The sequence below is a fragment of the Terrabacter sp. P2_E3 genome, from assembly GCF_056403915.1.
In genome coordinates, this window is sequence record NZ_JBFUEN010000015.1 from 1 (window position 1) to 13,644 (window position 13,644).

The 13,644-nt window shown below is 73.4% G+C and carries 13 protein-coding genes; 4 read left to right on the forward strand and 9 right to left on the reverse strand.

Going from position 1 to position 13,644, the window contains the following annotated elements; genetic code table 11:
- The 4 genes from AC1DW8_RS18205 to AC1DW8_RS18220 all read left to right on the forward strand — a co-directional run.
- The coding region (locus tag AC1DW8_RS18205) for a maleylpyruvate isomerase family mycothiol-dependent enzyme (protein WP_478095399.1) at window positions 1-572 on the forward strand (572 nt) is incomplete at its 5' end.
- A 122-nt stretch (window positions 573-694) separates the two neighbouring features.
- Window positions 695-2,155: a right-handed parallel beta-helix repeat-containing protein gene (locus AC1DW8_RS18210; protein WP_478095400.1), complete on the forward strand. Its 1,461-nt coding sequence runs from the start codon at window positions 695-697 to the stop codon at window positions 2,153-2,155.
- A complete protein-coding gene (locus tag AC1DW8_RS18215; protein ID WP_478095401.1) occupies window positions 2,152-2,610 on the forward strand; it encodes a hypothetical protein in 459 nt (152 codons plus the stop codon). Before AC1DW8_RS18210 ends, AC1DW8_RS18215 begins: the two co-directional genes overlap by 4 nt.
- Before the next feature lie 77 nt (window positions 2,611-2,687).
- Window positions 2,688-4,277 (forward strand): Rieske 2Fe-2S domain-containing protein, encoded by a 1,590-nt coding sequence (locus AC1DW8_RS18220; protein ID WP_478095402.1) that lies wholly within the window; start codon window positions 2,688-2,690, stop codon window positions 4,275-4,277.
- A 42-nt stretch (window positions 4,278-4,319) separates the two neighbouring features.
- Here AC1DW8_RS18220 and AC1DW8_RS18225 read toward each other — a convergent pair whose 3' ends face one another.
- The 9 genes from AC1DW8_RS18225 to AC1DW8_RS18265 are packed head-to-tail and all read right to left on the reverse strand — an operon-like array spanning window position 4,320 to window position 13,640.
- A complete protein-coding gene (locus AC1DW8_RS18225) occupies window positions 4,320-4,964 on the reverse strand; it encodes a sugar transferase (RefSeq protein ID WP_478095474.1) in 645 nt (214 codons plus the stop codon).
- Complete coding sequence (locus AC1DW8_RS18230; protein ID WP_478095403.1) at window positions 4,961-5,971, reverse strand: hypothetical protein; 1,011 nt, start codon at window positions 5,969-5,971, stop codon at window positions 4,961-4,963. Before AC1DW8_RS18230 ends, AC1DW8_RS18225 begins: the two co-directional genes overlap by 4 nt.
- Window positions 5,968-7,254, reverse strand: a complete 1,287-nt coding sequence (locus AC1DW8_RS18235) for a lipopolysaccharide biosynthesis protein (protein ID WP_478095404.1) — start codon at window positions 7,252-7,254, stop codon at window positions 5,968-5,970. The genes AC1DW8_RS18230 and AC1DW8_RS18235 overlap by 4 nt, the downstream gene beginning before the upstream one ends.
- Before the next feature lies 1 nt (window position 7,255).
- Window positions 7,256-8,647, reverse strand: coding sequence for an O-antigen ligase family protein (locus AC1DW8_RS18240; RefSeq protein ID WP_478095405.1), 1,392 nt, complete (start codon window positions 8,645-8,647; stop codon window positions 7,256-7,258).
- A complete protein-coding gene (locus AC1DW8_RS18245; protein ID WP_478095406.1) occupies window positions 8,644-9,645 on the reverse strand; it encodes a phosphotransferase in 1,002 nt (333 codons plus the stop codon). Before AC1DW8_RS18245 ends, AC1DW8_RS18240 begins: the two co-directional genes overlap by 4 nt.
- Window positions 9,642-10,064: a hypothetical protein gene (locus AC1DW8_RS18250; RefSeq protein WP_478095407.1), complete on the reverse strand. Its 423-nt coding sequence runs from the start codon at window positions 10,062-10,064 to the stop codon at window positions 9,642-9,644. The genes AC1DW8_RS18245 and AC1DW8_RS18250 overlap by 4 nt, the downstream gene beginning before the upstream one ends.
- Complete coding sequence (locus AC1DW8_RS18255) at window positions 10,061-11,236, reverse strand: glycosyltransferase (RefSeq protein WP_478095408.1); 1,176 nt, start codon at window positions 11,234-11,236, stop codon at window positions 10,061-10,063. The genes AC1DW8_RS18250 and AC1DW8_RS18255 overlap by 4 nt, the downstream gene beginning before the upstream one ends.
- Window positions 11,233-12,291, reverse strand: a complete 1,059-nt coding sequence (locus AC1DW8_RS18260; RefSeq protein WP_478095409.1) for a hypothetical protein — start codon at window positions 12,289-12,291, stop codon at window positions 11,233-11,235. The genes AC1DW8_RS18255 and AC1DW8_RS18260 overlap by 4 nt, the downstream gene beginning before the upstream one ends.
- A complete protein-coding gene (locus AC1DW8_RS18265) occupies window positions 12,288-13,640 on the reverse strand; it encodes a YveK family protein (protein WP_478095410.1) in 1,353 nt (450 codons plus the stop codon). Before AC1DW8_RS18265 ends, AC1DW8_RS18260 begins: the two co-directional genes overlap by 4 nt.
- Window positions 13,641-13,644 lie beyond the last annotated feature (4 nt).

Consider the following 13,644-nt stretch of genomic DNA (forward strand, 5'->3'; position numbering starts at 1 on the left):
CCTCCCGGGTCCGGCCGCCGTCGGACGGCGACGCGGCGGCGCCGAGCGAGCCCGACGCGCTGGACGGCTGGCTGGCGGCGTCCACCGGACAGCTCCTCGACGCGCTGCGCGAGGCCGGGCCGGAGCGCGGCTGCTGGACGTGGTGGGGCGACTCGCAGTCGCCCGGGACGTGCGGCGCGGTCGCGCGGCACCAGCTCCAGGAGATCGCGGTGCACACGTACGACGCCCAGCTCACGGTCGGTACGCCTCAGCCGCTCCCCGACGCCGTGGCCCTCGACGGTGTCGAGGAGTTCCTCTCCACGTGCTGCGCGACGACGAGCCCGTGGCCGCACGAGCCCGCCGTCGTCGACTACGCCGCGACCGAGGGACGCTCGTGGCGGCTCTGGGTCTCGGGCGACGGCGCACGCACCGCCCCCCGGCCCGAGACCGCCGGGCCGGTCGATGCCCGCGTCACCGGCACGGCGAGCGAGATCGTCCTCGCCGCGTTCTACGGCCGCCGTCCGCTGGAGGCACTGACGATCGAGGGCGACCGAGAGGTCATCGACCGGCTCATCGCCTGGGAGCCCGAGTAGCCCGACCGGGCGCGCCCTCGTGCAATGGGCGTATGCCGTCCTCCCACTTTCGGTGGGGGTGATCGTGCGGGCCGGTCGACAAACTGGAGGATCAGGCAGCCGCAGGATGGGAAGGACGAGTCATGGCCCCCCCGCACACCCCCGCTCGACGAGCCGTCCTCGCCCTCAGCACCCTCGTGGCCGGCCTGGGCCTCGCGGTCAGCTCCGTCGAGGCCGCGGCAGGCGCCGCCGCCTACCTCTACGTGGGCGGCGGCGGCTGCTCGGACACCGGTGCAGGCACGGCCGCGGTGCCGTTCTGCACCATCGCCAAGGCCGCGAAGGTCGCCGTCGCGGGGCAGACGGTGCTCGTGTCCTCGGGGACGTACACCGACGAGGTGTTCCCCTGGCACTCCGGCACCGCCGGCTCCCCCATCATCTTCCAGCCGGCCGCGGGCGCGGTCGTCACCATCGCGGGGGCCAAGCACGGTTTCACGATCTCCAACCAGAGCTGGATCACCGTGTCGGGCTTCACCGTCCGGGACACCACGAGCAACGCGTTCTACGTCTTCAACGCGACCGGCGTCCGGCTGTCGAACAACACGGCGCGGGGGTCGGGTAGCCCCGTGGCGGGCGCCACGGCATACGGCATGTACCTCAACTCGATGACCGGGTCGGTCGTCACCGGCAACCTCGTCACCGACAACTCGGCCTCCGGCATCTACCTGACGAACGGCTCGACCGGCAACCAGATCACGGGCAACGAGAGCTCGTGGAACGCGTACGGCTACGTGCGCAACGCGGTCGGGATCGACCTGCGGGCGCCCGGCAACCTCGTGAGCGGGAACCGCGTCCACGACAACGAGGACTCCGGCATCCAGTCCTACCCGGGCGGCGACCGCAACACGATCGTCGACAACGTCAGCTACCACAACAAGGGGTTCACGACCGCGGCCCTGACGAACTGCAGCGCCCCGCCGACCGGTAACACGGCCGGGTGCATCACCGGCGACCACGGCATCGACGACTTCGGCGTCACCGGCAGCTCCGTCGTCGGCAACACCGTCTACGACAACGTGGCGGCCGGCATCAACCTCGAAGGCGTGGCGTCGGGCACCCCGAGCGGGTTCACCTTCGCCGACAACATCTCGGTCGACAACGCGGCCTCGTGCCCCAACGGCGCGGGCGGCACCGTGAAGTGTCCCCGGACGAGAGGTGACATCCGCGTCGACGCGACGTCGCAGCTCGGCACGAGACTCGACTACGACCTCGTCAACCTCAGTGTCAGCGGCACGATGATGGTGTGGGGATCGACGTCCTACACGTCCCTGGCGGCGTTCCAGGCGGCGAGCGGACAGGAGTCGCACGCACGGCAGGCCGACCCTCGCTGGAACGGCCCCGCGCAGGCCGACTTCAGCCTCCGCGCAGGGTCACCGGCGATCGACTCGGCCGACTCGGGCGCGCCCGGCCAGCCGGCGCTCGATGCCGCCGGCCGTCCTCGGGTCGACGACCCGAGCACCCCGAACACCGGGGTCGGCGTGCGCTCCTACGACGACCGCGGCGCCTTCGAGTACCAACCTCCGACCACGAGAGGGGCGACATCATGAGCGCGTCGACGACCTCCACCCACCGCTGGCAGCTCCTGCTCGGCGTCGCTCTGACGATCGTCGTCGCGCTCGGATCAGCCTTCGTCCTCACCGGCGCCACACGCGGGGCCGCCCCTGCCGCGCAGAGCGCCGCAGCCCAGCCGCTCGGCGGTGACTGCCCCGACATCGGGTCGCTCGTCGCGGCCGCCTCGACGACGACCGCGTCGACGACCGCGACGACGCACGGCGCGTCCGCGGCGGCCGTCCGTGCCGGGCTCGACACCGTTCTCTCCCGGGCCAGGGGCCTCGCGAGGACGACGGCCTCCGACGACGCCCGCGAGTCCGTGCAGAACCTCGCCGACGACCTGGCCGCCTACCGGCTCAGTGTGACCCGACCGGCCACCGACCGCCACGCCGACATCGCCGCGACCGTCCGCGCCGACCTGACCGCCCTGCGTCGGCTCTGCGGACACTGAGGCTCCGTCAAACGACGTAGACGCGGGTCAGGCCCACGCGGGTGTCCAGCGGACGCGCGGCAGCGGATCGTCGAGGCATGAACGGACCACTCGTCACCTCCCTCGGCCACGCCGGTCTGCGCATCGACGCGCCCGGCATGCGGATGCTGTGCGACCCGTGGATGTCGCCACGCGGCGCGTTCCTCGGGTCCTGGTTCCCGTTCCCCGACAACGCCCACGTGCGGACACCGCAGATGCTCGATGCCGACTGGGTCGCCATCTCGCACGAGCACCTCGACCACTTGGATCTGCCGCTGCTGCAGGGCCTTTCGCCATCGACGCGTCTCGTCATCCCGCGCTACCCCTCGAGGGAGATGCGCAACCGCATCGCGGGTGCGGGCATCCGCAACGTCGTCATCGAGCTCGACGCGTGGGAGCGGCTGGCCCTGAACGACCGCGGCGACTGGGTCACCGTCATCCCCGAGCTGAGCCCGATGTGCCACGACGCCGCGATCCTCGTCCACGTCGACGGGCACGCCGTGCTGCACACCAACGACGCGCGTCTCAGCGTCAGCCAGCTCCGCCGGGCCGCCGAGGAGTGCGGGCGTCCCCTCGACGTCATGGGGGTGCAGATGTCCGGGGCCTCGTGGCACCCCATCTGCTACGACTACCCGCCCGAGGTCGTCGAGCGGATCAGCTCCGAGAAGCGCCTGGGCAAGTTCCGCGCGGTGACCCGCCTGCTGCGGTCGGCGCCGCCGAAGATCGTCATGCCGTATGCCGGCCCGCCCGCCTTCCTCGACCCCGCCCTCGCGCACCACAACGCCGCGGTGCAGGCCCCCGGCATCTTCCCCGACCAGGCCCAGGCGCTGGCGTTCCTGCGCGACCGGCTCCCGGGCCAGACCTCGCTCTACCTGCTGCCCGGCGACCGCCTCCACGTCGGGTCCGGTGACGTCGAGCGCGACCCGAGGTGGGCCGACTTCTCCTTCGACGACACCTCCGAGTACCTCAGGGCGTATGCCGCCCGGCGCGCCGACGAGATCGCCGCGGTGTACGCAGAGCTGCCGGACCCCCCTCCGGAGAGCCGGCTGGGCGAGCGCTTCCGCGACCACTTCCTCGCACTGGGAGCCCTGTCCGGCTACTTCCTGCAGAGGATCGGCATGACGGTGCGGTTCGAGGTCGTCGGCCGGGCGGGCGGCACGTGGGACGTGCGGCTGGGGCCCGAGACGACGGAGGTGGACCTGTCCCCCGTCGGTGGGACGCCCGGCTACCACCTGACGGTCGAGGCCCGCTGGCTCGATGCGGTGCTCACGGGTCGCATCCGGTGGGAGGACCTCTTCCTCTCCCTGCGCATCCGCGCCAGCCGGGATCCCGACGTCTACAACGACTACCTCGTCGGCCTGCTCAAGCACGCGGACCGGGACGCCCTCGAGGCCGTCGAGGGGTACGAGACGAGCCGCGACCCGGCCGAGACGGTCGTGCTCTCCGACGGCCGGACGGACTACGTCGTGAGCCGCTACTGCCCCCACGCCGGCGAGGACCTCCAGTACGGCGGCGTCGTCCGCGACGGGAGACTCCGGTGCCTCGGGCACAACTTCGAGTTCGACCTCGAGACCGGGACCTGCCTCAACGCCAGGTGCGACCCGCTCCAGGTGACCCGGGCGCCGGCGCCGCTGCCGTCCGGTCGCTGAGGCAGAGACCGGAGGGCGGGTCGTCGCGTCGTCGGCGGCGGTTCACTGGGGGTGGAGCAGGTAGACCGCGGTCTCGAGCAGCACGGCCACGGTGCGCGACAGCGACGGAGCAGAGAGGTAGCCGGCATCGAGGTCCACCCGGCGCGGGACGACGTGCTCCAGGTACCACGTCTCGGGGTCCGGGGCGGGCGCGGAGGAGACCGCGGCGAGCGGTGGCTCGAGCACCCGTGAGTCGCGCATCCTGATCTGCGCCGGTCCGGTCAGTCCCGGTGTGGCCTCGAGCACCCAGCGGCACCCGGACGGGTAGCGGCGCGCCAACGCGACCGTCTCAGGCCTGGGGCCGACGAGGGTCATCTCGCCGCGAAGGACGTTGAGCAGCTGCGGCAGCTCGTCGAGCGAGGTGCGCCGGAGCAGGGCCCCGACCCTCGTGACGCGAGGGTCGCGCCCCATCGTGATGTCGAGACCCTTGCCACCCGAGGTCATGGTGCGCAGCTTGAGTATGGTGAAGGGGCGTCCGCCCGCGCCGACCCGCTCCTGGCGGAACAGCACGGGCCCCGGGCTCGTCGTGCGGATCGCGACCGCCGCCGCCACGACGACCGGCGCGCTCAGCACGAGGGCCACCGCGGCGACCACGACGTCAAGTGCCCGACGAGCGCGGCTGACCCGAGTGGATTCCGTCGTGCTCAGCCGGTCCCGGCCGCGACGAAGACGACGTCGAACTGGCTCGTCACCGCGCGGACGTCGTGTCCCCGGTCCACCACGTAGGCCGACGGCGTCATGTGTGTCCACAGCCGCGCTCCCTTCTTCCGCCTCTGCTCCAGCGCCCTGGTTAGCGCGTTCGGGACGTCCCCCGGGTCGACGAGGGTGACGAGCTGGCCGCGGTAGTGCTGCGCCCAGGTCCAGATGTCGACCGCTCTCGCCCCCTCGGCGAGGGGGATGTCCACGTAGGTGTGCACGTCGGCCTCGGCGCGCGCGACGTCGCCGGGATACGCCCCGGGGTGAGCCAGTGCCTTGCGCGCCTGGAGGGTCACCCGGGTGCCCCACCGGCGTACGGCCTCGCGCCAGCTCTGCTGCATCGCGTCGTCGCGGGAGCTGCCCTGGGAGGCGTACCAGGCATCGTCCTGCAGACCCGGGCTGAGGTCGATGACGTCCACCCCGGAGGCGGCGTAGCCGTCGACCGCGGCGAGGCTCGCTCCGGGGCTCGTGCTCGCGGAGCCGGCACCGCACATGCGCATGACCGCCGTGGACGAGGCGGTCCACGACAGGCAGCCCAGCTCGGGGACGACCACGTCGATGAGCACCTTCGTGCCGGGCGAGGAGGCGTGGATGTCGGCGACGGTGCGCCTCAGCATGTCCGCCGCCTGTTCCGGGGTCGTGCCGTCGTGGTAGCCGAGCTCGTCGGCGATCTTGATGCCGGCCACCCCTCGGCGGCGCGCGAGAGCGAGAGCGGTGCCGAGAACCTGACGGTAACGGGTCGGTCCTGCGAGGTAGGCCTTGACGACGTCGGACTCGACCCAGACGCCGGTTCCCGTCGCCCTGAGGTCGTCGACGAGCTCGGCGTACCGTCCGTCCGTGGGCGTCTGGGTGCCGAGGACGCTCGCCGCCCGTGGGGTCGCGCTCGGGGCCGGCGCACCGCAGCCGCCTGCGAGAAGGGCCGACGCCGCGACGACCGAGGCCAGCACGCGCCTGGTCATCGCGGGGTGCCTGCCGTGAGCCGTCGCACGACGAGCACGGTGCTGACATCGGTGACGAGGTAGGCGACGGCGCTGGCCACGGCTGCCCCGGTCACCCCGAACGACGGGATGAGGGCGAGGTCGAGTCCGAGTGTCGCGAGCAGGCCGACGGCCTGCAGCACCGAACCGGTGCCGGGGCGCCGGGTCCCCAGCAGGTAGCCGCCGGCCAGGCCCCCCGCGGGTGAGGCGCAGAGGCCGACGGCGATGATGGCGGCCGGCACGACGGAGGCGACGAACTCCTGACCGTAGAGGGCCGGCAGCAGGGGTCCCGCGGCGAGCGCCAGCACGACGGCACCGACGATGCCCACGCCACCGAGCCACGGCAGCTGTCGACGCACGACCGTCGCGGAGGCCTCCGGCCCGAGGCGGGCGATCCGCGGATAGCTGACCCAGGTCACCGCGAGCGACGGCAGCCTGACGAGCTCGGCGAACTTCGAGGCCACGGCATACACGCCCAGCGGTGCCGGACCGGCGATGGAGCCCAGGACGAGGAAGTCCAGCCGCAGGTTGAGCAGGTTGACCAGGCCGCCGACCTGACCGAGCAGGCCGAACGACACGATGCTGCGGCCGAGCGGGCGGTCGGGACGCCCGGTCATCCGCATCCCCCGGCCGTGCACCTGGCGCACGAGACGGGCCCACCCCGCCCCGGCGACGACGACGTCGGCGACGATGAGCACGACGACCAGCAGCAGGGGCCCGCGCAGTCCGAGCAGCCAGGCGACACCGAAGGCGGGGAGGAAGGCTGCTTCCTCCCCGGCAGTGACCGCGTTGGACCCCTTCCGGTCGTCGAGCCCCTGGAGGCTCGACTTGGCGACGGCGAGCGGCAGCTGGGTCGCGACACTGACGCCGGCGAGGAGCATGACCAGCGGGCTCGCCGTCGGGAGCAGGACCGCATGGATGACGGGAACGAGCAGCAGCCACACCGCGGTGCCGATCCCCATGCCGGCGCCGAGCAGCACGAGGATCGTGGGCCACAGCCGCGAGTGCCCGGCGTGGGGGCCGGCGAGGAAGTAGCCCATCGCACCCGGCAGACCACAGGCGGCGAGGACGCCGACCAGACCCGGCAGGACGCGCAGCAGGGCGAGGACCCCGACGTCCTCGGCGCCTCCGACCCGCGCGACGAGGATCGTGCCGATCCCGAGCGCGACCACGGCGACGAGCCGGGCGCCGAGGTTGTCGAGGACGGCCCGCCCCGGGATGCGGAGGCGACGGGAGGCGTGGCTCGGGTTGAGACGCACCGACACGTCATCGCCTCCCCGGAACGGGGGCGGGCAGGACCTCCGGAGCCGGTCGCCGCGACTCGGCCACATCGGCGAGGATCAGGTCGAGACCGGCGACGAGGCCCAGGACCGCCCACAGGTGCCGGAAGTGCAGCACCTCGTAGAAGAGGCCCGACATGAGGAACGCCGCGCCGAGGGCGGCGAGGAAGTGCGGCGACGGGACGAGCCGCGTCACCGGCCCCGGGTCGCCGCTGCGTCCCCGACCTCCCTCGGCCACGCCACGTCCCCGGCGTCCCGCGACGCGCGCCAGCCGTGCCGCCACGGACGCGAGCAGGACGACGAGGCCGACGCCTCCGATGAGGCCGAGCTCGACGAGCGTCGCCACGTAGTCGTTGTGCGCCTCCTTGACGTAGGGAGCAGGGATCGACGCCAGGGCCTCCTTCGTCCGCCCGGGACCGACACCGACCAGGGTCCCGTCCCAGAAGAGCCGGACGCCTTCGGAGAAGAGGACCTGCCGGTCCTGGCTCGACGAGTCCCCCCGACCGAACGAGTCGTGCAGGACCGGACCACCGGCGGCGGCGCTCGCCTGCACCGACCCCCAGTCGACCGAGGTGACGACCACCCCGGCGGCCGCCGCCAGGACGCACGCGAGCCCGGTCGCGGCGATGGCACCACGCGACCGCCATGACCCGACGACGACCCCGACGCCGAGGCCCACCACCATGCCGAGCATGGCGCCGTTCGACCCGGTGAGGACGGTCGCGACGACGAGGAGGAGCACGGTCGCAGCGCGCGCGAGGCGGCGGCGCGGGTGTCGCGAGGCGAGGACGACGAACAGGCACGCGACGAAGTAGTTGCCGGCGAGGTTGGGGTCGCCGAAGGTCAGGGCGGACCGCGAGCCGTCCCGGGTGGTCTGGCCGGCGAGCCACGGGATCCCGGCGAGGCGACCGGCCACCAGCAGGCCGGCGCTGACGATCCCGCTCCAGCACCACGTGACGCACACGAGTCGGACGAGGGAGTGGTCGGCACGCACGGCGTTGGCGATGGTGGCGGCCCAGAGCAGGAGGAACAGGTCCTGTCCGAGGACCGTCGTCGAGAGGAGGTCCCGGCTGGCGAGCGCGGCGACGGCACCGGCCAGGACCAGGAGCCACATGCCTGCGGCGTACGGCACGTGGAGGCGTACGCCGTTGCTCGACAGCCAGAGGAGCACCCCACCCATCGCGAGGAGGATGGGCAGGTCCGCAGGTGAGGTGTTGCCGGGACCGGTGGGCGTGAGGACCGGCATGCACGCGATGGCTGCGGCGATGAGGAGGCGCACGGACCGTGACGCCGGCACCACGGTCCGGCGCGCCGGCAGCGGTGCGGACGCAGCGGCCCGTCCTGTCGTCGTGGGCGCAGCGGCCGCCGTCGTCGTCACGACCCCACCTCCGCGAGGAGAGACGCGTGGGCGCGGGCGAACGGCGGTGAGTCGCTCGTCGTCGCCACCTCGCCGAGACCCACGAGCACGGCGTCCCGCCAGGCCGTGGTGCTCGGGTCGCGCCCGAGCGCGGGCGCGATGAAGTCGGCCACACCGGCGGCATACCACCCCTCGCCCCTCAGCAGATGCCGCACGGGGTCACCCCATGCACCCGCGCGGAGGCCCGCGTGCCCGTGGACCCGGGCACCGCTCGGGGTGTGCCGGTCGAGGTAGAGCGTGTAGGCGAGGGCGAAACGCACGCGGTCCCACAGTGGGGATCCACCGAAGCGAGCGTGCTCCCAGTCGACGACGCCGGTGACCCGACGACCCGTCCGCAGGAGGTTGCCGCACCAGAAGTCGCCGTGGGTGACGTGACCCGTGTCGAGGTCGCCCACCCGAGCCCTGGCGCGCCGGCACGCCTGCGCTGCCGCCATCCCGACCTCGTCCGGCCAGCGGCTCTCGAGCGCAGCGGCGCCGTCGACCTCCGGCTGCGGCGGGACCGTGAGGCCGTGCAGCTGGGAGAGCCACCCGGCCGCCGCGTCGAAGTCGGCCCGCACGTCACGGCGACGGCCCGTGTGGTGCCAGCGGTGGTAGTCGACCGAGAACGGCCGACCCGACGAGACCGTCGTGACGAGGAACGTGCCGGCCACGGTCTCGTGCAGGGCGAGCAGGCGGGGGACCGTCCCGCCGACGAGACCGGGGTCGAGCTGCCCCAGCTGCTCGAGTGCGGCGGCCTCGGCACGGACCGCCCGGGCGGCCCCACCGGTCAGGGCCACCTTCACCGCGAGGACCGGCGTCGTCGCACCGGAGGGCGTCGCCATGACGACCGCCTTGGGATGGTCGTCCCGCGACATGGCCACGACCGCGAGCCGGACCGTCCGGTCGTCCAGGTGCCGCCGCAGGACGTCCTCGACGGCCCCGAGGTCGGGGAACGCCGTCTGCCTCGTCGACGTGGTCATGGTCGGTGGACGATGACCATGCGCCCGGCCACGAGCGGACCGACCCAGCGGACGAGGTGACGGTTCCGGCCGAGGCACGTCGTGGCCGTGATGAGCAGGGATCCACGGGACCGCCCCGGGGGGACGGTCGCGAAGGCGTTCCAGAACCACGTCAGGCTCTCGACCGAGTCCTCGACGACGAAGGCTGCCGTCCTCAGGCCCGGCAGCACGACGAGCTCACGGTCGACGACGAGGCCGGCCTCCCGTGCGAGACGTGTCAGGCGCCTGGCGCTGAGCCGCCGCCCGTCGAGGAGGACGAGCCGCTTCGCCGACGACACTCCCGCGATCGCCGCCGCCGAGCCCCGTCGGGAGCCGCGGACCTCGACCACCGGCGTGCCACCCGGCACGAGCAGGGCCAGCGCGGCCTCGAGGGCGCTCACGAGGCCCTCCCCCACCCGGGCACCGACGCCAGCAGCGGCCGGCGGACCTCGGGGTCGCCGGTGTAGACCTCCTGCAGGGTCGCGCCCAGGGTGCTCGCGTCGTAGCGGGTGCCGAGATGGGCCCTGGCCCGCTCCGCCCAGGCCGCGGCCTGTCTCGGGTGGGTGAGTGCGTGGTCGAGCGCCCGGGCCAGCTGGTCCGGGTCCTGGGGCGCCACGAGCAGACCGGTCACTCCGGGGACCACGACGTCGGAGACCGCGTTCACCGACGTCGCGACCACGGGTATGCCGCACGCCTGGGCCTCGACGATGGCGCACGGCAAGCCCTCGTAGCGGCTCGACATGGCGAAGACGTCGAACGCCGGCAGCAGCTCGGCCACGTCCGTGCGGTGACCGAGCAGCAGCACGCGACGTTCGAGGCCCGACGCCTGCGCTCGACGGGCGGTCTCCTCCAGGAGGGGACCGCCACCGACCCAGACGAGCACGGCCGGCGTCGCCATCCGGGCCAACGCCTCGAGCATGACCTCCGGCGCCTTCTGGAAGTCCATCCGTCCGACCGTGCCGACGACCGTCGCGTCCGCGGGCAGCCCGAGCAGCGCCCGCGCGCGCAAGCGTGACGCCGGCGACGCGGTGACCGACGCGGGCTCGACCGCCGGACCGATCGTGACGAGCTGCTCGGGGCGGACCACCTTGCGCCGCAGCGCCTCGACCGCGACGCCGGTGCCGATGGCGAGATAGGCGTCCGTGACGTGCGAGAGCTCGCGCTCGGTGCGGATGTAGGCGTGCCGCACGGCAGCGGACTGGAATTCGTGCCAAGGGAATCCGTGCAAGGTGTGCACGATGCGGGGCACGCCTGCTCTCGAGGCCGCCACGCGTCCCAGGACGCCCGCCTTGGCGCTGTGGGTGTGCACGACGTCGAAGCCCTCGGCCCTGAGCAGCCGCGAGATCGACCGGAAGGCCCTGGCGTCCTGGGCCGGGTTGATCGGTGAGACGAGCTCCGGCACGACGACCACGTCGACGCCGCTCGAGCGGGCGACGTCGAGGAGAGCGTCACCCGAGCCGACGACGAGAGTGCTCGCGTACAGCTCTCGGGGCAGGCTCACCGCCCCGCGCACGGCGACCCCGCCGGCCCCGGCGACGCACCGGGTGATGATGTGCGCCACACGCTGCGTCATGCCCGCGCTCCTGTCATCCCCGGGTTCGTCGCTCGCCCGGCTCGCGCGGCCTGCTCGGCGCGGTCGACGAGCTCGACGAGGGACGTCCCCGGGCGTGCCGGGAGCACGACCTCGACGCAGTGGAGGGACCGGGCGAGGCGCTCCGACTCGCCCACGATCGACGGATGCGCCGGGCCGAGGCCGGTGCCCAGTGCCAGCGTCGCGGCGAAGGCCCAGTACCGGCGCAGCTCACCCGCGGCGTACGTGCCCGTGGCGAGGGCTCTCGCGGCGACCACCGGCGGGACCGGCCTCACCGAGGGTCGCGCCCCGGAGCCACGTCGGAGCACGAGGAGCAGGGACGGCGTCATGGCGGGCAGCGTGCCGTCCCACGGCTGCTCCACCCGGCCGTGGGGCATCGCCCGACGGCCGGCCCGGACCGGGCCCGCGTCGACGCGTCGGGGCTCACGCAGCCCGTGGATCATCGCCCCGTCGTAGGTGCAGAGGTTGTCGCTGACCGACGCGCCCTGGTCCGGCCCGAGGCCGGCGACGAGCGTCGACTTGCCCACGCCCCCCGGCCCGGCGAGGAGCACGCCCAGACCTGCGACCTGCGCCGCCGAGACGTGCAGCGGAACGGCTCCCCCGACACCGGCCCACCACAGGGTCGGGTACTGCAGGAGCGCGGCACGCCAGAGCAGCTCGGTGCGCCCGGGAGCCACGAGGCGCAGGGCGCGGTGGGAGGGCCCCGGGCGGGAGCGTCCCGTCACCGAGACTGCCCTCGACGACGGCTCGACGAGCAGGTCCAGACCGCTCGCGCAGGCGTCGGTGAGCACGACGCGACGGCCGTCTGCGAAGGCACCGCGGGTGAGCGGCGTCAGGCCGTGCACCTCGAACGGCTCGCGGGAGGACTCCAGCTGCACGACGACATCGGCGTCCCGGCCCGGCTGCGGCACCTCGGCCCGGTGCGGCGCCTCCGCTCGAGGAGGGTCGCCGAGGGCGCGGTCGATGACCTGCGACCAGCCGCGTGGCACCGACCGGACCTCCAGGGTCAGGCCGCAGGACTCGCCGCGCCGGCTCACGGCATCCTCCACATCTTGTGGCTGCTCAGGGCCCCGTGGTCGACGCGACGTGGCTCGGGGACGCCGTCGGCCGGATCCACCGGGATCTCGGGGGTGACCTCCGTGAGGGGGGTGATGGGGGGACGGTGGACCCGGCCACCCTCCGCGAGGGTCTGCCGGTCGATGAGCCACCGGCGCCGGAAGGTGAGCACGCCGACGACGGGCCAGTCCATCACCGCGGCGGTGCGCGCCAGCTCCTCGAGGCGGCGCTGCGCCTCGACGCTCGGGCTGAGCACGATCACGACGGGGTCGGGAGGGCGACCGACGTCCTCGGCCGGCCGCGCGACCGTCGCGTCGGGGGCGTGGTCGACATGCAGGCCGGTGAGCGCCTCGAGCTCGGCGCAGACGCGCGCAGCCCACCGGTCGTGCTTCCTCTCGACCGGGAGCAGCAGCAACGGCCGCCCGGTGAACCGGGCGGCGAGCACGGCTGCAGCACCGCCGAACTCACGCAGGGCGCGGGCACCCCGTGGTCCCCCGAGGTCGAGCGTGGGCAGGTGCCCGAGGAGCGGGGCGTGCAGCTCGGCCGCCACCCACCGACGGCCCCGGACCCGGGGGTGGAGCGCCTCGAGGATCGCCACGAGGCCCAGAGCGAGGATCAGCGCGGCCAGACCCGCCAGAGCCACGAGCTGGCCGACCTTTGGGCCGACCGGATCAGAGGACGCCGTCGCGGGATCGAGCAAGCCGATGCTCGATCGCTCCGACGCCGCCAGGACGAGGTCGGAGCGCTGCCGCAGCAGGTCCGTGAGGGTCGGTGCGTCCGCCGCGATCCGCGCCTGCAGCTCGAGTACCGCGCCCGGGGCAGCCGCCGCCAGCTGGTGGATGAGGCCGTCTCGCTCCTTCGTGAAGCGACTGATCTGGTGGTCGAGAGCGGTCATCTTCACGGCGTCGCTCTGGTGAGCGGTGTTGGCGTACTTGAGAGCCTGCTGGACGAGCGAGTTCGCGACGATGACCGAACGGTCCGCGTTGCCCGTGGTGACGAGGACGTCGTTGACCGTGGAGACGCCCACTCGGTTCACGACGATCGAGTGGGTGGCGAAGGGAGTCGGGTCGCCCTCGAGCCCAGCTGCAGCCATGGCGTGACGCACCGTGTTGGGGGTCGTGATCACACCCTGGAGCCACTGTGTCGCAGCGTCCGCCTGGACATTGGTGCTGGCGAGACCACCGGACATCTGGACCCGCGCCGAGGCCTGGTACTGCAGGTCCTGGTTGGTGGCGTAGACGCCCGCCGCCAATGACGCCACCAGGACCAGCAACCCGATCAGCCACCAGTAACCACCGATCATGCGGCGGAAGGCTTCATCGATGCGCATGTCT